Here is a 21474-nt window from a genome sequence, read left to right on the forward strand (position 1 = left end):
AGGACAGTAAATAGATGTTTTTTATATTAAAAAGGGAAGCTAACTCCTGTTATTTTCTTTGCCCAATCCCATAATTTGGCATTGCGTTCTTCGTCGAATGCCACTGAATCTATTTTGGCTAAAGCAGGCTTGCCCTTCTGCTCATTAGGTCCATCGGGACCCCAATACTGTCCTCCCTTTGCATCAGTTCGTAAACAAGCAGCCAAAGTTGGTTCAGCTCCCTGTTTAGCCGTCATTAATTCAAGTGAGTCAAGCATACTTTTTTCCATATATTTTTGCAAGTCGGTCTTACTAAAACCAGGATGTGCAGCAAGCGACATGGTTTGATAGCCATGATTTTTTAGTCTTTTATGAAACTCAAGAGTAAAAACTAAGTCCGCCAATTTGCTTTGTCCATATTCTCTCCAACTATTATATGGCTTCTCTAATTTAAAATTATCGAAATCAATTACAGCGCCTCGATGAGCGATGCTACTTAAAGTTACTACTCGAGAGCCAATGCTTGATTCTAATAGATGAAACAGATGGCCGGTTAAGGCAAAATGACCGAGAAAATTAACTCCAAACTGTAGTTCAAAACCATCTTCACTTTTCGATGGAGGTGGAATCATAACTCCTGCATTGTTAATCAGTAAATCTAATCTTGATTCGGCCTTAATAAACTTATCTGCAAATTCTTTTACTGCATTCAAACTCGCCAGGTTTAGATGAGTATAAACCAATTCCCCGACCCCGGCACCTGATGAATCTTTTATTCTTTTGATAGCATCCAGGCCTTTTTCTTCGCTTCGGCATGCAAGATATACTTTTGCTCCCTTTTGATATAAACCTAATGCAGTCTCAAAACCTAAGCCAGTATTTGCACCTGTAACGATAGCAATTTTTCCTTTTAATTCCATAAGGTTTCTTTTTAATCATTCATTACAGATGATGTCAAGTTCAATTTTTTATCTTTCTTTTTGGATATTACTTACAGCGTGTCTTAAAATAGGCTTATCTATTAAAGAAAAGCAAATCAGCATTGGAATTAACTATTTTTTATAGGTAATGTTAAGTTTCTTTTGATGAATTTTTCAGGAATTTTAGTTTATGTAAATATACTTATACTCTAATTTTCATACATGTTTGCTACAAGTTCTTTTGCTAATACATCAGTTGCGAGCTTCCAGGTTTTACGAATTAATTCAGGATTTGTAATTAACTCTTCCGGTTTTTCAGGAGGAACGGGATTATTAATGGTCAACAGACTTTCCGAATCCTGCCAGATGAGTTCTTTGCTCTTACCTTCCATTGATACTTTTAATCTTAATATGGGAACTACCGTAGAATGTAAAGAACTCGGAATCGAATATCCATATTGGAGAATTTCTATATTTATAAATGCATCTACAGTTTCTTCTGAATCTGTAACTTCTATATTGCCGGCTTTATTCAACTCAGTTTTTAAAGCTTCTTTGGAAATTTCCTCAATTAAAATTCCATTTTTCGTTGCAATAAAAGAAATTGCATGCCCTTCTCCTTTAGACAATTCTGCTGTAACCGGACCCTGTAATACACCAGTAAATGCTCCAATAAGACTCGGACCATGGTAATACATATTTTTTGCTGCATTTCCTTTCGTTATAGAAGATATTACAGCTTTTTTAATACGTGATTTATTCTCATGGGAAATTTTATGAGTTGAAATACATGAATGAAAAATGAGGGAAAGAATAAATAAACTAAAAATAGAGATGAGAGATGAGAGATGAGAGATGAGAGTTTTCATTTTCGGTTCCTTTTGGCTTTTCACCTATTTTACACCTGCGTCATAAAATAATCAAGTCCTTTTTTTAGAACGGATTTGATTTATTGCACTTTTTTTCACAATCTTTTTCTTCTTTTTCACAGGATATTATGGAGTTTAATGCCATAATCTGTCCTGTATCGAGGTGTCCTACCACCCCGGCTTTCTGAACTGTAAACAGTAGTTTATACTCTCCCGGTGTTTTCCCGGAGGGAAGATAGCAGTGTAGCTTTAAATAATCTCCGAAAGCTTGAGAAGCGGGAAGGGTATAGGTATAAGATGAAGAGGAATTGATTTTCCCCATGTAGGTAAAGTAATCCGGTAAATTGGCCGGGTCTTTTTCTTTGGGATCTAAAGATGGGTCAAAAAAAGGTTCATAATTTTTTACAAGCTTGTAAATCGTACATTCCACCTCTCCGGATTCTACTGTTATGGGATAGGAATCCGAACCGTTATTTATACTGGAATAACCAAGAAGAAAATGATCAATATCCGTGGAAGAACTAAGATTCCCGGTAAATCTTTCAAATGTATAATAGGTTGTAATAAATCCCGATAAATAACTGGGAGCACTGATTTTTTCACTATTTTGTACATAATCGTTCGGATTGGTCGTGGAATCATCTTCCTTTTTCTCTACGTATTTAACACTCGAGCTTCCTGTGGGACTTGCGAGTATAGGAGCAGTTGTTGCTACCTGTAGCATCATACACTGGTCTTTTTTCTTAGAGCACTTATCGTAACAGGCTTTCTTCGGTGTGTCACAAAACAGCAGGAATACAGACATCGATAATAGTAAGCAGAGTATTTTCATAAAAATTCCTCGGATTTTTTTGTCATGTTCTTACTATTAGGAAATTTGGGTCAAGATTTTTTATAAAAAAGTGTATGGCAAACGAATATGCTTCTTTTTCTAAACAAAAAAATAACTCTTTTTTTTATCTTCCTTTTTGGATATTACTTACAGCGTGTCTTAAAATAGGCTTATCTCTTAAAGAAAAGCAAATCAGCATTGGAATTAACTATTAAGTCTAAGTATCTCTTTGGATCGTTATGAAACAGGGTCTCTTCTGTTTCTTCCTCAGTTACCATTATATCATCCTTGCCATCACTTCCTAATAGAATCATGTCTCCGAATTTTAATTGAAATTCGCGTATCTCGATTTCTTTATATTCTTTAGGAATATTTTTTACTCCTAATATAGAGGATATATTACTTTGAGAAGTTCCTTCCTGCATTTTTAGCTGATATTGTAGGAAAGAAGACTCCTGAAAATAAAAACAACCGAATGCCGAAGTTAGAATTTCATCCATACTGTATTTTACTTTTCCGACTTGCCTGCCATCACTTACTTTGCTAAAAGTTTCTTTCGCGTAAGACAATAAAGATTCAAAGTTTAGATGTTTTCTTTCTTTTATTCCGGTATCCATGCTCTTCCCCTAAATAAGCTTTTGGATACGATGGAAAAACCGTTTATATGTACAATAATTTTGTAATTCCTTTACGAAATTATTTTTGACATATCCCTGAAAGTGATGATTTATGCAGCTAAAAGACCATCTGAAAGCTCTTTATTTTTCACCGAGAATTGCTGTATCCTCATTATGTAAAAACTCTGGAAGGCTGTGCGAAATCTGTCTATGAACAGGCACTTGAGGATCGTCGAATTCACTCATGTCCTTAGAAAAACAGTATTTTGTAAAGCTAAATTTATACAGATAAGAGCGACGTGGGAAGTAGGAATTTAGCCTGTGTTACTATTTACAGCTCAAGGCCGTTCTTTTAAAAAAGCGTTGGAGGTAGACCTCATCCAGCTCGGTAATTTTAACAATAAATGCCAGCTCAGAACCCGATTCCTGGAGATGAAGGGCAGTTCGGAGAGCTTTTTTACGTTCGGCTCGCCTCGCTTTTCTTTCTGCAAGTTCGGCTTTTCTTTCTGCGAGTTCAGCTCTTCTTTTCTCGTCCTCAGCTCTTCTTTTCTCGTCCTCAGCTCTTCTTTTCTCGTCTTCAGCTCTTCTTTTCGCAATTTCTACAAGATGTAATGCTCTATCATAGCCTTTTTGCTCAATTTTATCTAACAGTGATACCAGCATATCCTTTACTCTCCTGCTTTCTCTACTTTCCATCATTGATTTTAGACTGTCAAGTTCAATTTTTTTCACACCTGATAGCATATAGAGAAGGACGGTTTCTATATATTCCATGCCGGTTTTCTTTTCTGCTAATTCAGCCAGCAGGGAAATAATTTGCACCAGCTTTTCTTCAAATTCTTCGCGATTGATATATTTCAAGAGCAGGGTAAAGAGTCTTGTAGTTATTTCTCCTTTGATATCTTCTTCTTGAAACCTGGAAAAATCATAAACTATATAGGAAAAATTGACCTGGTATTTTTCCCAGCCGGGCATCATTTCCTGTATACTCTGAAAATTATTACCATATTGCCATTCGTTTTTTCCGTGATATAAAAGCACAGGCAGGATAAGAGGAAGAACAAGCGACTTCTCTTTTTTCTCTTGGCTTATATGAAGGCTCCAAATTCCGAGCATGTATTTCAATAGCTGAAAGGAAGTCATTCTATCGGGATAACTTTTGTGTTCGAGAAGAAGATAGATGTAGCTATCTTTGCCGGCTATCGGAACTTTGAAGAGCATATCCGAATGCACATCCTGATAATTGGCATCGACGAAACTATCTTTTGTTATTTCGAGAGAATCCAGTTGGATGTCTTTTAACAACTCCTGAGGTAATTTGTGTTTCAGGAAGTCGATAGCATTCTCCCGGTTCTGGAAAGTAATTTTGAAAAAGGAATTATGATCCACCAGGCTTAAAAACTATTCACAGAATGATTCGTCAAGAAAAATCTCCTTCGCGGAATCATTGAACAAAGGCTCACTTGCCGATGCCGAAAAGGAAGGCTACATATACGGTGCTTTCTTACGTGCTCCACACGAACCGGACATTGAAGGGTTAGTTGAACAGTCGAAAGCGTGGAAGAAGGCAAACGGGGGAAGTAGGAATTTAGGATTCTAAAGCTTTAGCCTTTAACTTTCAGAATAAGAATTTCCAATCCGGAAAATATCCCCGTGTTCGTATTCGCTCAAGTGTTCTCTTTGAATTTCTAAAAGTTCGGGAATGTCTTTTCGTAAGCAAAAGCAGGAAGAATTATTTTTTAAATAAAAATCTGTCTTTAAAGAATTGTAAGAATTTACAATATCATCTGTAGAATAAATTAAGATATATTCCTGATTAGCGGGTAAGGAATTTTTAATTTCAGTCAGTTCCTCTGTTGAATATAAAATTTCGTATTCAGCATATTCCAGTGAAAGCTCTCTAACTTCTTCAAATTTGTTTAAGTCAATGTTTCTGGAGTGAATAGATTCTTCCATTCTATCAAGATAGAAATTTAATACATTATCATATTCTGAATTAAAACCCTGTCGGAGTTCTATGAGTGAGATCTTTCTTAAGGGATTACACAAAAAAATAATGTACCCCGGAATTCTTTGGTTGAATACTTCCTTCCATATCATGGCTTTATTTCTCGTTTCGTATGTTCCATTATCTGGTGATTATCCATTGTATGATCAGGAACCGTTTTAAGAGAATCACTCATTTTGTTAAAAGCACGGGCTGATTTGAATTTTTCTTCTGTATTTTGAAATTTTTTAAATTTCCTTGGATCTCTGTGAATTACAGAATAAATCCAAGAAACTATTCTTGTCCATATTGTAATTTCTTCATTTGCAACACGGCTTATTTCACAAGACATATCGTTGTAGGATTTTGAAAATAAATAATCTGCTTTTGCGTCTTTTTTTAGATAATCTTCTCTTCTAAATAAGTCAGGTTGTTCATCTTTCATAGTCACTCCTATACGCATATTTACTTATTATCATCTTTGAAAAGCAAGCTCTTTATAAAAAAAACGATAGGCGGTGTACTCCGGCAGGTAGTCTGTTTAAAGGTAAAGGCCAGTGTTACTATTTACAGCTCAAGGCCGTTATTTTAAAAAAGCGTTGGAGGTAGACCTCATCCAGCTCGGTAATTTTAACAATAAATGCCAGCTCAGAACCCGATTCCTGGAGATGAAGGGCAGTTCGGAGAGCTTTTTTCCGTTCGGCCCGTTCGGCTTTTCTTTCTGCAAGTTCGGCTTTTCTTTCTGCGAGTTCAGCTCTTCTTTTCTCGTCTTCAGCTCTTCTTTTCTCGTCTTCAGCTCTTCTTTTCGCAATTTCTACAAGATGTAATGCTCTATCATAGCCTTTTTGCTCAATTTTATCTAACAGTGATACCAGCATATCCTTTACTCTCCTGCTTTCTTTAGTCTCCATCATTGATTTTAGACTGTCAAGTTCAATTTTTTTCACACCTGATAGCATATAGAGAAGGACGGTTTCTATATATTCCATGCCGGTTTTCTTTTCTGCTAATTCAGCCAGCAGGGAAATAATTTGTACCAGTTTTTCTTCAAACTCTTCGCGATTGATATACTTCAAGAGCAGGGTAAAGAGTCTTGTAGTTATTTCTCCTTTGATATCTTCTTCTTGAAACCTGGAAAAATCATAAACTATATAGGAAAAATTGACCTGGTATTTTTCCCAGCCGGGCATCATTTCCTGTATACTCTGAAAATTATTACCATATTGCCATTCGTTTTTTCCGTGATATAAAAGTACCGGCAGGATAAGAGGAAGAACAAGCGACTTCTCTTTTTTCTCCTGGCTTACATGAAGACTCCAGATTCCCAGCATGTATTTCAATAGCTGGAATGAAGTCATTTTATCGGGATAACTTTTGTGCTCGAGAAGAAGATAGATGTAGCTATCTTTGCCGGCTATCGGAACTTTGAAGAGCATATCCGAATGCACATCCTGATAATTGGCATCGACGAAACTATCTTTTGTAATTTCGAGAGAATCCAATAGAATGTCTTTTAAGAGTTCCTGCGGTAGCTTGTGTCTCAAAAAGTCAATAGCATTTTCGCGGTTCTGGAAAGTAATTTTAAAAAAGGAATTATGATCCACCAGGCTTAAAAACTATTCACAGAATGATTCGTCAAGAAAAATATATTTGGTGCAATCATTGAACAAAGGCTCACTTGCCGATGCCGAAAAAGAAGGCTACAAATCGCTGCTGTTTTACGTGCTCACACGAACCGGACATCGAAGGACTACTCGAACAGGCAAAAGCATGGAAGAAGGCAAACGGGTATGCTTCTTTTTCTAAACAAAAAAAAACTCTTTTTTTTATCTTCCTTTTTGGATATTACTTACAGCGTGTCTTAAAATAGGCTTATCTATTAAAGAAAAGCAAGCTGCAAGAGCCTGTAGCTTAATTTTCAGACAGGCTCTTATACAGAATCTTTACCAGAGAGACATCGTCAATCAGCTCTCCTCCCGAACTAATCAAGTCATATAATAAATACAAATCAGCATTGGAATTAACTATAAATTCTAAATATCTCTTTGGATCGTTGTGAAACTGGGTTTCTTCTGTTTCTTCCTCATTTACCATTATATCATCCTTGCCATCACTTCCTAATAGAATCACATCTCCGGATTTTAATTGAAATTCGCGTATCTCGATTTCTTCATATTCTTTAGGAATTCCTAATTTTAGGAACATATTTCTACTTTCAAGGTAAGAAGCATATTTATCCCGATATAAAACCATAAAAGGATGTTCCGCATTTATAGAATACATCATACCTGTCGATTCATCAATTAGTACCAGGACAAATGAAACCATCATTAACAATTCAAAGGCTTCAAAAGTTCCATTTAACTCTTTAAAAGTATTCTCCATCCATTGTTTCGGACTCTGTTCTTGCATGGACATAGTCATTTTTGTTCGGTTTAATATAGCATGAAACACAGAAGCAAAGATAAGTATACCGGAAGCACCCTGCAAGGATTTACCCATTGCATCGGCATTACTGATAACCGCATATCGTTTCCCCTTTAATATAATACTATCTGAAATACAAATATCTCCTCCAATCTCATATTGCTTATTCCGAAATGAAAACTCCTTTTTTTGTTTCAGAAAAAACTCTACTTCGACATTTTCACTTTCTAAATGATTATTGCCCAGAGGCTCAGCCAGTAAAGAGGTGAGAAAATAATCTGCATCCTGCTGTTCTTTTAAATCCTGTATTTCCATCAAAGTTTTATGCAAATCTACTGTTCTTTGATTTATTTTTTCTTCTAAATTATCATTTACTTTAATTAATTGCTTTTTTAGAGTATTCACCTTATCCGCCAGGGCTAAAGAAAAAATCACCATCATCAAAGAAACTCCTACAACATGAATGTATTCAGCAACAAATATACTAAAAGGGATTACTTTTAGTAAAGAAAGAATTCTGAAGATCACAATCAGCAAAATAATCATCCAGGAATAAGCTATGAAGTAGGCCTGTCTGTATCTTTTTATAAATAAGTAAATCGATACAAAACAATAAAAAACTGTTGAATATAGCAGAATGATATTTGTATAATAAAACGCATACGCCGGATAATGAGTAATGACAAAAGGTATATGCAGTAAACAGAATATATAAATAATATAAATAATCCATGAGAGTTTATTCATCAATTTTGAAATTCGATATAATACAAGATACTGATTCATGAATAAATTCCCGGAGATAAGGATTAAAGGAGTCAGTATATGATAATCATAATTTTGCAACTTTATATTATTCGGATAGAAATACTGAAAAGAAATACCATGTAAACAAAGCAAATAAAAGAAATAGAAAATTATAACAAAGGCGAGATAAATATAACTATAGTCTTTAATCGTAATGAAAAGAAAGAGATTATATACGAACATGATAATAAGACTTCCATAGATAATCCCATTAATCAGGGTCTTTTTTGTATTCTCTTCCTGAAACTGTTCTAATCCGTATATCGAAGGAGTAAGTCGAAACGCATTACGAATAGAATGAGTACGTATATAATATTGAACAGAAGAACCTGCTTCAAATTCTATTGGAAAACAAAAATTTGGGTTTTTTATCGGTCTTTTAGAAAAAACATATAAGTCCCCTACTACAGTCTTTTTTATGTTTCCTTCTTTATAAATTTCATAAAACTCAAATCTATCCTGTCTCGAAAAACCTGTATCAAAGACAAGTCTTAGTTTTTTCTTTGTAGGATTATGAAGAGAGAATCGAAACCAGTAATAAGAAGTAGAAAAACCCGTGCTGATAAAATTAGATCTACTTTTCTGCCAGGTATCTAATTTTTGGACGGTTTCCAGTTCCATTTTACCGGTCTTATCTTCTAAAAATTCAAATTCTTCTCCTATTTGTAATTTGCTATTTTCTCTAACATTAATAGATATTACTTCCGCTCTCAAAAAAGAAAATGGAAACATAAGAAATATAATTATAGATATACATAAATAGAATTCAAATTTTATTAAGTTCCATTTACTCATTCAACTTCCAACTATAATTTGTATATTTGATTTCTGTACTGGGAGGAATGTTTAACTTCATTACTTCATCAACATATTCTATCAGGCTTCCTTTCCTTGTAAAATCGTGATGAAACCATTTAAAAATAGGAGAAAGGTAAAGTACCTTCTTTTTTTTATCGTATCTGTTTTTGGATGGATACGATAATAAAAACTTCTCCTGAGCTTTTTCCAATTGTTTTTCCAGAGATTCTACCGAATAAGCAAAAGAAGCTAAGTCAGGACAACCCACAGAAGCACAGACAATAGCAAAATGAATTCTTGGCTCATCAAATTTGGTTCTAAGCATATTATGCTCTATCCAGTCAAGATGACGCTTGTCTTCCAATAATTGAAAAAACTTGATCTTCCAGGGTGTCCAGGCCCAGGGTCTATTAGTAATGTCTCGAATGCTTTTTACCGGGTATTTATCTGCTACCAGCTTGATAGTAAAAGCATTATAGGCGTTAATGAGAAAAGCCAGCTTTTCTTTTTTAGAAAAACCAGAGTATTCTTTCATCTTTACCGAAGATAAAGATTTTAAATAATTTTCAAAGTTTGCATTATCCTTGAATGCTTTATACTTCACTTTTCCATCAGAAACATACAATTTTAATAAACCGTTAAATACACTATGAGAATGATCAAAGGCATTTATAGTTTTCGAATATACTAACAAACTAATAAGAATAGGAAAAAAATACTTCACTCTTCTTTACCCCCACTTGATACTTTATCTTTCTGTTTTTGAAAACTCAATGCCTGTACCGGACAGGAAGAAATACAACCTCCGCAACCTATACAGGGACTTATATCCAGTCCAAAACTACCTTCTATCGGTTTTTTATCCTTATGAGCATAAGATGCCACATCGATTCCCATAGGACAAACGGCAGTACAGTGTCCGATTCCCCTGCATTTATCATTAGCCTGCACACGAAATTTTGAGCCGAAATATTTGCCAAAAAGTCGCATCATGCCTGCGAGAGGACAACCGTAACGACACCAGATACGGGTTCCCAAAAAAGGATAAGCTCCTACACCTATAATAGAACCAAACATAAAATCTACTACTAAAAATTGAAAAGCCCAGCTAAATTCAAGTAAAGATTTGGAACTAAATAGCTTTTGTATATCCAAAAAAAGAATGATCCCGAAAAGAAAGGCTATACTAAAGAATACATATTGTAAACGTTCCAGTTTCGATGATTTTTCTCCTCTCGGAGTATATTCTATCACCCATTTCCTACCCGGAGATGTAGTTCCCACAGTTTCAGCTAAATTACCACAGGCACAAAACCAGGAACAATATCTCTTTCCAAAAAACCAGACCGATAAGGGTACGACAATAAATATATAGATAAAGCCAGATAGGTTTCGGAAACCATTGTAAACATATATATAATTTTCTTTATGCACATAGGCATCATTACTACTTATATCATCAGAAAAGCCATATTTGCTGAGAGGATCATTCCAAAAATCCTGCTTACCTAATAAAGCAGGTAGAACAAAGGGAATAAAGAAGAAAAAAATAAACTGGCTTATTAAAATAGAAGTAAACTTCCAGCGATGATATGTACCGAGTTCCTTGACTTTATTTCCTTTCAAATAGGGACTTTTGTTTTGAACCAGCAGACGAAGAGAAATTCCACAAACCAGCAGGGTATAAATAAGTCCGTACCAAAAAGAAAGGGATTTTCCCAAAAAATAAAAGGTATCCCGGATCTGCTCTTCTCTTACGAAAAGTGTAGGATATTTGTAAACGAGATAAAATAAGGTAATAATGAGAACAAAAAGCAGTGCTAAAAATTTTTCCGTAAGACTTCTCTTTTTTGCATTTCCCATAATGAACTCCTATCGAAACAGGTTTTTACTCTCCTCATTGAAAGCTTCTCCTCCCTCTATGTCAAATCATAAAGCAATCTGTGCAAGCCGCTCACGCGAAGTCTATGAGCCGCTCACATGGAAAATACCGGCTGCTCACACGGAATAAAATAATAATTTTTGTTGCGGGATTCCTTGGTTCATTAGCTTATTAATATAAGCCTTATGAGAGAAAAATATTTTTATTTTCTAATGCCCAGGTATGAAATGTAATTCCATCTGTATTTGTAAGTGCTTTCACATTACCAGAAACATTTATGGTTTTAGGTTTAGACTCCAGTAATTCTATAATCGATTCCACGAAGGATAAAGGCATATTCTGCGACATCATTCTAAGAACTGCATCTCTTTCAGGTTGAATAACTTTCAATTCTTTTTTAGTTGTTTCTGAAATCAATCGTACTTGCTCTCTAAAAGAAATTAATTCAGGTCCAGTTAATAAATAGGACTTTCCTAAATGTATATCACTCTTAAATACCGCAGCTGCCGATAGTGCAATATCCCTCGGGTGAATAACAGCATGTTGTACATCCGGAAAAGGTAAGAAAACAGTAGCTTGAGATTTTATTGAATGCAACCATTGAAAAGCTGAGGTCATAAAACCTGCAGGTCTAAGAAAAGTATATGGAATTTTGCTGTTTTTTATAATTGCTTCGGACTCAATATGATGTTTAGCAATTAGATTATTTTTACTATTCCAATCAATCTCAACTGAGTAAGAAGAAACAAATACGATTTGTTTTAATTTAAATTCAGATGCGGCTGATATAAATATGTCCGGAAGAATATTGGGTAAAACTAAAAAAACCTTTTCGACGTCTATCAGAGCATTGATAAGTTCCTCTCTGCTTCTTAAATCGCCTTTTACAACTTCCACAGAGGCTGGAAAATTAGTTTTTTCGGGATTTCTGGTTAAAGTTTTTACTGAAAGACCGTCTTTCAATAGTTCATCTACTAAAAATCTCCCTATATTACCCGTAGCTCCTACAACCAAAATTTTATTCATATTAAATGACTCCTTAAATTATATCCAGAATATCCAGGCTTTTAGTCTGTGAAATAAATTTTTAAAGTCCCTTTAGAGGATCTTTTTTTATGTTAAACTAATTAGTTTATTGCAGTACCATTAATCGCACAACATTTCCGGTTAGTTGACGTTTGCTTGGGGTTGAGGAAGCTCACCCGAGTGTTGGGTGAAAAAATCTCGAAGCTACATAGAAGAATTATGATGTACTATGCTTATCCAATCAATATTTCCATCTAAAGAAAATTTACTAGCTAATTCTTGGTTGAAGAGATTTAAAATTTTTGAATATTCTTTAGAAAAATCTTCATTTTTTTCTTTAGCTTTATACCCTAAAGGTTCAATAATTTCTTGATACAACAGTTCATTTCCAGAAATAAATTCCCAAAATCTTTGACCACATAATTTTAAATATTCACCTTTATCGGGGACATTATCTTTGCCATAACAACAACCATTTACAGCAATAATATTCATCCTACTAGTGTTAGTTCCTAATATTTTTTTTGCTTTTTTAAAATTATCTAACATTTTTCTAATTTGGCTACTATTACCCCAGTTAGGACCAGATTTTACTGAAACAATATATTTTATATTTTCTTTTTCAAATTCAAGGTCTATACCTTCTGCTGAAGATTTCTTCCCATTATATACGTGAGAGCAAATAAAAATAGCTAATTTTTCGAGAAACTCACCAAACATTCCTTCTTCCTGCGATGATAAATGAGCATCTAAAATGTTCTTTACTAAATCATGGAAAGTTAAAATATTTTTAGCTTTATATAAATAAGGATTTTTTCTTTTTAAAATAGTTTCTAATTTTAATTTTTTTAAACTTTCAATTCTAGAGTTATGAAAACTACTAATATTATCTTCTACATATTTGCTTACAATCTTTTGAGATATCTTTTTCATTTTAATTTACAAATAAAAGATTTTCCTTCGTATTTAAAAGTTCTTCGGCTAACTTAAAATATTCAGGTAATATTTCTATTCCAATGGCTTTTCTATACATTTTCTTTGCTACTAAAATTGTTGTACCTGAACCCATGAAAGGGTCTAAAACAGTATCCCCTTCTATAGTAAATAAATTTATAAACCATTCTGGCAGAGCCTCAGGAAATGCAGCACTGTGGTTTTTATTACTACATTCAGTTGCTAAATGCAATACATTGTTCGGATAAACTTTATCTCTTGAAACCCAGTTTGAAATATTTTTTCCAAACCCGCTTCCATTCTTAGTATTATCTCTTATTTTATCCGTCTCACTTAAGTTTTTTAATCTATTTTTTGCCCAATCGCCAACTGGAACCATAACTGCTTCTTGATACATATTAAACTTTCTTTCTTTATTAAATTGAATTAATCTTTCCCAAGAATCTCTAAATCTATTTGGCCATTTTCCTGGGTAAGAATTTTTTTTGTGCCAAATAAATTCTTCTGTCCAAAGCCAACCGATTTTTCTCATAGCTAAAATAAGTTCTAAAACATAAGTATGCCTTTCGCCATTTTCAGATTTTTCTTTGATATTCAGAATAAATGTTCCAGTTGGTTTTAGAACCCTTAATAATTCTTTACCAATTGGTAAAAACCAATTAACATATTCTTCCGGTTTAACACCTCCATAAGTTTTTACCCTTCGATCTGCGTACGGAGGCGAAGTCATTATTAAATCTATTGAATTTTCTTCTAATTTAGATAAAATATCTAAACAATCTCCAAGATAAATTTCAAAACTTTGAAGGCGCTTTTTAGACATGCTACCATTTTTATTGATTTAATAATTAATTCAAGAAAATTTTTATGTCTCTAAACCTGTTAAATTTAAGGTTTTTCACACAACGAATAAATCAGGGCGAAGTCTGATAAAAGCCATATTCCTGACTTTTGCTTTTTTTACGTAATTATCCGTCAATTTATTCTGGACATTTTTTTTTACGATAATAGTCTTAAGGACTCATTCAGTGCCGAAAAAAAGAGGAAATTATGAACCTTTTAAAAAAACAAGCCGGTCTTTTTATGTTCCTGGCTTTATCTTTATCTTTTCTTCAGGGGGAACCGAATACAGATTATCCAAAAACCTCAGCAAAAGGTATCAGGGCCTATCTTCAGCCCGATAACCGATCTATTCGTATCGAATGGGTAGCCCCGGAAGAATCCGGTAAAATCATTTTAGCTCGTTCAAAATCTCGAATTGATACCCTCGAAAAGCTATATATTGCCGATTCACTCGGAAAATATGCGAGTGATCCGATGAATAATCCCTATACTTCTCATCTGGATCAAAATATTGAACCGGGAAGTTATTACTATGCTGTAGTTCTCATGAAGACAGTCAGGGATAAAACCACAAAACTCATAGCCGACGGGAATTTTACTACCATTCCCATTATTATACCGGTACCTCCTCCGGAAGTAAAAGAAACAAAAAAGGAGGTAATCTTACCCGAAAAGCCTATTTTTATAGAAAGTTTAAGCATTGTTCCTTTCGGAAAGCGACTTGAACTGAAATGGAATCATCCCTCTGAAGCCAATCTTTATAAACCGGTTTATACTATCTATCTCTCTTCAGAACCCTTATCTACCCTTTCTTCCTTTACGAAAGCGATGAAAATCAATCGTGTGAATTACCCGGAAAACTCGTATCTTTTACCGGAACTGGTAGAACCCGGAAAAACCTATTACGTTGGTGTAAGTAGCAGCTATAAAGAGAAAGAATATACTCCTCTCGAAGAAAATAAAAGCTTTGTTTCCTATACAGCTATCGAGAAAAAAGAAGAACCGAAGCCTGAAACAAAAGAAGAACTACCAATCTCTCAATCTTTCATAAAAAATCTAAACTTTGAACCCCAGAAAGACAAGGTTCTACTCCTTTGGAATCCGCCGGATAATGCCGTGAAAAATGAAACCATCTACCATGTATACCATGCTTATAGGCCCATGAATGGCGAAGGAAACCCCTTAATTACAGGAGAAGCCACTAAAGTAGCCAGTCTTTACCATCCGGAAACTATTTTCCTCTTACCCTCTTATGATAAGACCAGAATCCAATTCGTAGGTATAACCGTTTCCAATCGAACTACCAGAGAAAACCCCAGTTTAGAGGAAAAAAATTCCTTTGTAAAGCTTGACCCTGAGTACATCATGAACTTTGCTAAAAAGACGGAAGAAGATATTCCCAAAGAAACAGTAAAAGAAACCAAAGAAGTAGTTCCGGAGAAAAAAGAAGAAGTCGCAGATACAAAAGAAGAAACAAAAAAAGAAGAAAAAGTCGAACCGGAAAAGAAGGAAGTGACAAAAGACGATAAAGAAATAGACTCAAGTTTTCGCACAATTATGATCAGGTCGTTCAAGAAACAAAATTATAAAGAAACGATTAAAGCCTTACAGGAACACCTGAAAGGTATCGAACAACCGGAAAAAAGAGCGAGGGCACTTTTTTTCACCGCCCTTTCTCACTTCCGATTAGGAGAATTTCAAAATGCCTTAAATATTCTTGTGCAAAAAGAAGTGAAAGACAATTACGACAAAGAAAGGGTCGATTTTTACATTAAACGGTGTCTGGAATACCGACAAAGAGGAATGGAATGAATAAGAGATTACTTATATTAGCAGGACTTTTACTCACCCTATCCGGCCTTACCATGGCCGCCTACGTTTTTTTCGTGGAAGGAGATAAGAAAAAAGAAAAGCTGATTTTAGAAACCATCAGGGAGGGAGAAGTTTTACTGGAACAAAATAATCTTCAGAGTTCAGAAAAAGCTCTTTCTATCTTTACAAACCTGTTTTCCAAGATCGACAAAGAAGGTTATGATTTTCGTATTAGCTACGGACTGGCCAGGGCCTTAGATAAGACCGGCGACAAAGAAAACGCACTTTCTTATTATAGAAAACTCAATACCAATAAAAATTTAAAGAAAGAAGACTCTGAAAAACTCAGTTATGCCCTGGGAAATCTTTTATTAAAAATGAATAAGGAAGAAGAAGGGAAAATCCATTTAAATTTGGTTTTAAAGAATAGCGAAGATAAACCCTTACGTTCCAAAGCTTTAGAGTCCATCGCCGATTTTTACTTTGACAAGAAAGATTACTTAAAAGCCAAGAAAAACTATGCACTTGCTCTTGAGGAAGATCCTCATAACCAACAAGCCAAATTATCTTATGCCAGAGTACTGGAGTATTTAGGCAAAGACCTCGCTTCTTATGAAGTTCTCGATGAATACGTAAAAGATAAATCTTATGTAGCCAATAATGCCAACAAAGTAAAACAGAATTACAAACTAAGTGTTTTCTTAAAAGCCAAACGCTATTTTTTAAAGAAAAATTACTGGTCAGCTTTAAAATACTTTCATAAAGCCCGTAAACTTTATTCGGACAGTTCAAGCTTGGAAGAGATTTATTATTTCATAGGAGAATCTTATAATAATCTGGGAAGGTTTAAGTCCGCACTTCCCTACTTTGAAAAAGTTTTACAAAACCCCGGTTCAAAAAGAGATCAGGCTGCCTATTACCGAAAAGGAACTATATATTTTAGAATGACGAAATATTCTGAAGCTGCTTCTTTTTTTCAGGCTGCTGAAGAAAAATTTCCTAAAAGTTTTTATACGGAAAAAGCCAAAGAATACAGGCAGGAATGTTTAAAATTACTTTCGGAAGATGCTATCTATTCTGATCCAGAAGAACAAAAGAAAACTGTTACACCTTCCGAAACAGAGGCACCGGTGAAAAAAACAGTAGAAGATGCTACTAAAGAAAATGGTATCCCTTCTGAAGATGAAGTAGATGATACAAGCGAACGCTAATCTTCTATAACATCCCAATAAGGATTCACATTTATATTTAGAAGTTCATATATTGCGAGGGGAATGTCATACAGAGATTTAATTCTGGTTTTAAAAAACTCTGTATGCTTTCCGTACAGGTAAGTTGGTACCGAATTCCTTGTATGCTTTCCTTCCGAAAGATCTTCCAGATTACCATGATCGGAAGTTAAGATAAGTTGCCCTTCTTTTGGAAAGTTTTCAATTAATCCTCTCATAAACCCTTCAAGACAAAGAATCACTTCTTCTGCAAATTCCCAGTCCTGTGCATGTCCGGCTTTATCGGTCAAAAAAAACTCATAGATACTAAAATCGTAATCCTGCATTATCTCTGCAAGTAAAGCTCCTCTTTCATAAGGATCTTTTTCTTCCAGTAAGGGATCGTTTTTAGGAAGATTTTTACCGGCAATCTGCTTGAGTATCCTGTGGGTAATGTCCATGTAAATACCCCGATTTTGCCGAAGATCATCGAGATTTTTAAAAGGCTTTCCGCTGGCCAGTTGTATAAAAGTAGAAGCCGAAAGATGACGCTGACTCTTTTTAATATGCTCTATATATACAGGAGAATAACAATTTAAAAACTCAGCTTTCATTCCCTGTTCATTCAATATCTTTAATATAGAATACTCAGCAATAATTTTCTTTAAAGTAAAGGTAGGGTATCCGCTGATATGACGTTTCATTACCCTTGCCGTGTTTATGCCTGTCCACATAGCAGTTTGTCCGGTTGCACTCTGAGGTAAACCCTCAATACCCATGCCGGCATCGGTGACAAGCATTTCCCCTTTAGAAAAAATAGAGCCCTGAGGAAATTTTCTTTCGGTTAAAGGTAAAAAGAAATCTGTCGCAAAACGAGAAAAAGGATTCTTCTCCGAATCATCCTTTCCATAGCCTATTCCATCAATAAAAACAAAGCTTATCATAATTTCTCAGGACTCCTTTAAACTCGCCAGCTCTAAAATAAAACTATCCAAATGCAAAACAGATTCTTTTTTCCAGAGAAAAATATCCTCCCGATAATCGCAATACCCTTTTTTTTGCCAGTTTAAGATTGTTTTTATCATCTTTTCATGTAGTTCCGGTTCCAGCTCTTTAATAAAAGAGGAAAGCCGAAAAGGTAAGAATAAGCGGAATAAAGACAGTATTAACTCTTCGTAATATTCTGAAAGTTCATAAGTTCCATAGTTTCCCCTGAGATAGGCTTCTACTGACCTCGGATTTGCATAACGACCCTTCTGTGTATAAGCATGAGCACCCGGACCCAGACCGAGATATGCTTCCATACACCAGTATCGAAGATTGTGTTTGGATTCATAGCCGGGTAAAGAGTAATTAGAAACCTCATACTGTCGGTAGCCTCGTTTCTCCATGAAATCGGGAAGAGTAAGTAACAGGACTTCCTGTAATTCTTCATTCGGAGGAAGAGCTGAATGATTCAGCAACTTTCTTTCATAGGGGGTGTCTTTTTCTACTGTAAGCGAATACAAACTGATATGCTGTAAACCCTGAGATATAGCAAGTTCTAAGTCGGAATAAAACATATCTTCTGTCTGTTCGGGGATTCCGTAGATAAGATCTATACCTCTACGCAAATTGGGTTTCGATGATAATACTTCTAAAACCTGTTGATACTTTTCTTCGTTATAAAACCTATCCAGATTCTTTAATAATTTAGCTTGAAAGGATTGTATTCCTACATTGATCCGATTAAAACCTACTTCCTCTAAAGAATCTAATAGTTTAAGATCTAAATCTTCCGGGTTAATTTCTATGCTAATTTCGGCATCGGAGGATACTTTCAAGCTTGAACGAATTTCATCTATAAGGATAGCATAATTTTCTACAGAAGCAAGAGAAGGTGTTCCTCCCCCTATAAAGACTGTATCTACTTCAAGCTCTAAAAGGCTTCTCTCTTCTTCCAGTCGATACTTTAGTTCTTCCGAATATTTTTGAAATAACAGATTCTCATTTTCTTTGGAAGAAGCTTTTGAACCAATAGAATAGAAATCGCAGTACTGACATTTCTGCACACAATAGGGATAATGAATGTATATCCCTATTGTATTTCCCTTTTTTTCAAGGGTTGGTTCCATTTTCAGGTTTTTCCGGTTTTTCTTTACGTTCGAAAATTAAGTTAGCAGCAGGTATAGGGTTTGTTCCGTATTTACCGATTAAACTCAATAGCAGGGCCTTCTTGGAAGCTTCTGTAGGCGAAAAAGAGAATAAGACTTTCACATTCTTTTTTTTCGGCCAGGGAAAAAAGGGATTTCCTCCGTGCAAAATAGTAAATTTTAGGTCTTCTCTTTTTTCATACTTTTTTAGAAATTTCAAGACAGATTCAGTCGACTTTTCTTTATTTGTATATAATACTATATTTTTTTTGCCTTCCTTTTTTAGCACAGTAGCTAATTGCTTATAGGAATGATTGGTTAGTTTTTCTTCTTTTAAGATCTCCGAAAAAGCTTTTTCTCCCAAAAAAAAATAAGTATTCTTTAAGCTTTCTACATCTAAGGGAGTAAAGGCTTCTTCATAAGAACGTATAGCTTTTTGAGAAATATTTAAATTCAAACTCTCCAAACCTTCACTTTTAATTTCAGTATACTCCTGTAAAGCTTCTCGTTTTCTTCTCCCTATCATTTCTGCAATTTCCTGGTCTTCTATTTTTATTGCAGAATATTCTTCATGTAGAAGTCCTGTTCGTATCTTGGCAGCCACCTGTCTCGCTACAGCCAACTCTAAATACTTACGAAATTTTTTATTTTTCTTGAGGCTTGTATAAATCATATTATAGTATTTCTTAATATTCTCACCCCAACTTACAAGTAATACAACATCAGCTCCCGCATAAATAGCCAGACTTCCCGTATTCTTTTTCTGAAAATTCTTAGAGATGGCATCCATTTCCATGGCATCCGTCATTACCATTCCATCAAAACCCAGCTCTTTTCGAAGAATGTTATTTAAAATTTTCCTGGAAAGGGTTGCAGGGTATTTCTTCTCTATCAGCGGATAAATAATATGAGCACTCATAACAGCAGAGGCTCCGCTTTCTATAGCCTTTTTAAAGGGTATGAGTTCTAACTTCAGCAAATCTTCTTTGTTTTTAGGTATAAAAGGTAAACCTTTATGACTATCTACTGTTGTATCTCCGTGCCCGGGAAAATGTTTTATAACCGGTAAAGCTCCACCTACTCTCGCTCCTCTTTCGTAAGCAAGTCCCATCTTCACCACTCTTTCCGCATCCGAACCAAAGGAACGAATGTTAATAACCGGATTTTCCGGATTATTGTTTATATCTAAATCAGGTGCCAGAAGCAAATTTATGCCCAGGCGATTTAACTGATAAGATGTGCTTAGTCCTACCTTGTAAGCAAGTTTTTCATCAAAAGCCTGACCGATAGCCATAGCTCCGGGAAATTCCGTAACTCCATCCTGCACACGTATTACCTTACCTCCTTCCTGATCGGTAGAAATAAAGAGAGGAAGTGCTTTATTTTTTTTCATTTCCTCCTGTAAGGATGTGTTTAAATTCATCAATTCTTTTTCTGTACCCAAATTATACGCAAATAGAATGACTCCACCGGGAGTATACTTTTTAAGTTCTCTCTTTGTTTCTTCAGTAATAGATTTCCCGGGAATCGCAAAATGTAGAACCTGTCCGACTTTTTGCCTATCATCCATTTGTTGAGTAATTTTTAAAGCCTCAGACCAAATCTTTTCTTTTAGTTCTCTGGATAATTCATCAGAAAAAATGTTCCCTGCAAAACATAGCAGGGATATCACTATAATTAAAAATCTTTTTTGCATACTACCTCTATTGTAAAATTTCAGCCTGTATACGCTCTTCATTTCTTCTTTTCTTTTTAAATTTATGAAGTTGTATTTCTAGCTTATAGACCGTCTCTTTTAGGTTTTTTTCTACATAACGTAAAATTTCTAATTTCGCAGATTCGCTGATTTCTCCAAACTTTACTTCTCTCACAGAAGATTTATTTTCTGCTAATATGATTGAAGTCTCAGGTTTCTCCGGAAAAAAGGTTAGAATATAATTCGAGTAACCTGCAACAGGCTCGAAATATTTCTTGCGTGTATTCACCATAATTCGACTCATTTTACCATTTTCAAAAATAAGGTTTAAGTATTTATCAACGTATATGGTTTTTCCATTCTCTATCATTTTACCGGATTCTTCAAGACGATCAATTCGGATAGAGTTTTTCATTCCGTTATCGTACCTGTGAAGTTCACTATGGATAGTTTCCACTTCCTGACTCAGCTTTAAAATACTTTCCTTGGAATTTTCTATTGGCTTTAAGTATTTCACTTCATCTTCCCTGTAAGGATGCTTATTTACGGGGCTATTTTTATCAAACGGCTCCTCTATTGCATCCGCAATAATAGGAGAAATAAAGAAGAGTATCAATATCAAGCCTAATAGGCAATATTTCGTTTTCATATTTACAGGATTCACTAAATAATAAAGTAATGCAAG

The 21474-nt window shown here is 34.8% G+C and carries 20 protein-coding genes; 2 read left to right on the forward strand and 18 right to left on the reverse strand.

From position 1 onward, the window contains the following. Positions 1-26: 26 nt before the first annotated feature. The 14 genes from H7A25_10020 to H7A25_10085 all read right to left on the reverse strand — a co-directional run bounded on the left by H7A25_10020 (position 27) and on the right by H7A25_10085 (position 13921). Complete coding sequence (locus H7A25_10020; protein MCP5500227.1) at positions 27-899, reverse strand: SDR family NAD(P)-dependent oxidoreductase; 873 nt, start codon at positions 897-899, stop codon at positions 27-29. A gap of 209 nt (positions 900-1108) precedes the next feature. Next, positions 1109-1768 (reverse strand): hypothetical protein, encoded by a 660-nt coding sequence (locus tag H7A25_10025; protein ID MCP5500228.1) that lies wholly within the window; start codon positions 1766-1768, stop codon positions 1109-1111. Between the two features lie 64 nt (positions 1769-1832). Further along, complete coding sequence (locus H7A25_10030; GenBank protein ID MCP5500229.1) at positions 1833-2600, reverse strand: hypothetical protein; 768 nt, start codon at positions 2598-2600, stop codon at positions 1833-1835. A 170-nt stretch (positions 2601-2770) separates the two neighbouring features. After that, positions 2771-3217 carry a hypothetical protein gene (locus H7A25_10035; GenBank protein ID MCP5500230.1) on the reverse strand — a complete coding sequence of 149 codons (447 nt, stop codon included), beginning with the start codon at positions 3215-3217 and terminating at the stop codon, positions 2771-2773. Positions 3218-3544: 327 nt separating this feature from the next. Then, positions 3545-4606: an Rpn family recombination-promoting nuclease/putative transposase gene (locus tag H7A25_10040; GenBank protein ID MCP5500231.1), complete on the reverse strand. Its 1062-nt coding sequence runs from the start codon at positions 4604-4606 to the stop codon at positions 3545-3547. A 222-nt stretch (positions 4607-4828) separates the two neighbouring features. Continuing rightward, positions 4829-5317 carry a hypothetical protein gene (locus tag H7A25_10045; protein ID MCP5500232.1) on the reverse strand — a complete coding sequence of 163 codons (489 nt, stop codon included), beginning with the start codon at positions 5315-5317 and terminating at the stop codon, positions 4829-4831. Then, positions 5314-5649 (reverse strand): hypothetical protein, encoded by a 336-nt coding sequence (locus H7A25_10050; protein ID MCP5500233.1) that lies wholly within the window; start codon positions 5647-5649, stop codon positions 5314-5316. The genes H7A25_10045 and H7A25_10050 overlap by 4 nt, the downstream gene beginning before the upstream one ends. 118 nt (positions 5650-5767) lie before the next feature. After that, complete coding sequence (locus tag H7A25_10055) at positions 5768-6808, reverse strand: Rpn family recombination-promoting nuclease/putative transposase (protein MCP5500234.1); 1041 nt, start codon at positions 6806-6808, stop codon at positions 5768-5770. A gap of 307 nt (positions 6809-7115) precedes the next feature. Beyond that, complete coding sequence (locus tag H7A25_10060; GenBank protein ID MCP5500235.1) at positions 7116-9233, reverse strand: SpoIIE family protein phosphatase; 2118 nt, start codon at positions 9231-9233, stop codon at positions 7116-7118. Then, positions 9226-9960, reverse strand: coding sequence for a DUF547 domain-containing protein (locus H7A25_10065; protein MCP5500236.1), 735 nt, complete (start codon positions 9958-9960; stop codon positions 9226-9228). The genes H7A25_10060 and H7A25_10065 overlap by 8 nt, the downstream gene beginning before the upstream one ends. Beyond that, entirely contained in the window at positions 9957-11099 is a 1143-nt protein-coding gene (locus H7A25_10070; GenBank protein MCP5500237.1) for a 4Fe-4S dicluster domain-containing protein, read from the reverse strand. Before H7A25_10070 ends, H7A25_10065 begins: the two co-directional genes overlap by 4 nt. A 202-nt stretch (positions 11100-11301) precedes the next feature. Beyond that, positions 11302-12144, reverse strand: a complete 843-nt coding sequence (locus H7A25_10075) for an NmrA family NAD(P)-binding protein (protein MCP5500238.1) — start codon at positions 12142-12144, stop codon at positions 11302-11304. A 204-nt stretch (positions 12145-12348) separates the two neighbouring features. After that, positions 12349-13077 (reverse strand): cytosolic protein, encoded by a 729-nt coding sequence (locus tag H7A25_10080; GenBank protein MCP5500239.1) that lies wholly within the window; start codon positions 13075-13077, stop codon positions 12349-12351. Position 13078: 1 nt separating this feature from the next. Continuing rightward, positions 13079-13921 (reverse strand): site-specific DNA-methyltransferase, encoded by an 843-nt coding sequence (locus H7A25_10085; GenBank protein MCP5500240.1) that lies wholly within the window; start codon positions 13919-13921, stop codon positions 13079-13081. A gap of 227 nt (positions 13922-14148) precedes the next feature. Between H7A25_10085 and H7A25_10090 the strand changes: the two genes are divergently transcribed. Further along, the gene (locus tag H7A25_10090) at positions 14149-15753 is read left to right on the forward strand and encodes a hypothetical protein (protein ID MCP5500241.1); all 1605 of its coding nucleotides are present in this window, start codon (positions 14149-14151) and stop codon (positions 15751-15753) included. After that, positions 15750-16964: a tetratricopeptide repeat protein gene (locus H7A25_10095; GenBank protein MCP5500242.1), complete on the forward strand. Its 1215-nt coding sequence runs from the start codon at positions 15750-15752 to the stop codon at positions 16962-16964. Before H7A25_10090 ends, H7A25_10095 begins: the two co-directional genes overlap by 4 nt. Here the strand turns inward: H7A25_10095 and H7A25_10100 are convergent. The 4 genes from H7A25_10100 to H7A25_10115 are packed head-to-tail and all read right to left on the reverse strand — an operon-like array spanning position 16961 to position 21438. Next, positions 16961-17905, reverse strand: a complete 945-nt coding sequence (locus tag H7A25_10100; protein MCP5500243.1) for a metalloenzyme — start codon at positions 17903-17905, stop codon at positions 16961-16963. The two genes, H7A25_10095 and H7A25_10100, sit on opposite strands and share 4 nt — an antisense overlap. Positions 17906-17911: 6 nt before the next feature. Further along, entirely contained in the window at positions 17912-19075 is a 1164-nt protein-coding gene (hemW, locus tag H7A25_10105) for a radical SAM family heme chaperone HemW (GenBank protein ID MCP5500244.1), read from the reverse strand. After that, entirely contained in the window at positions 19059-20789 is a 1731-nt protein-coding gene (locus tag H7A25_10110; GenBank protein MCP5500245.1) for a glycoside hydrolase family 3 protein, read from the reverse strand. Before H7A25_10110 ends, hemW begins: the two co-directional genes overlap by 17 nt. Before the next feature lie 7 nt (positions 20790-20796). Further along, positions 20797-21438, reverse strand: coding sequence for a hypothetical protein (locus tag H7A25_10115; protein MCP5500246.1), 642 nt, complete (start codon positions 21436-21438; stop codon positions 20797-20799). Positions 21439-21474: the final 36 nt, after the last annotated feature.

The sequence above is a fragment of the Leptospiraceae bacterium genome (genome assembly GCA_024233835.1).
Lineage (GTDB): Bacteria > Spirochaetota > Leptospiria > Leptospirales > Leptospiraceae > JACKPC01.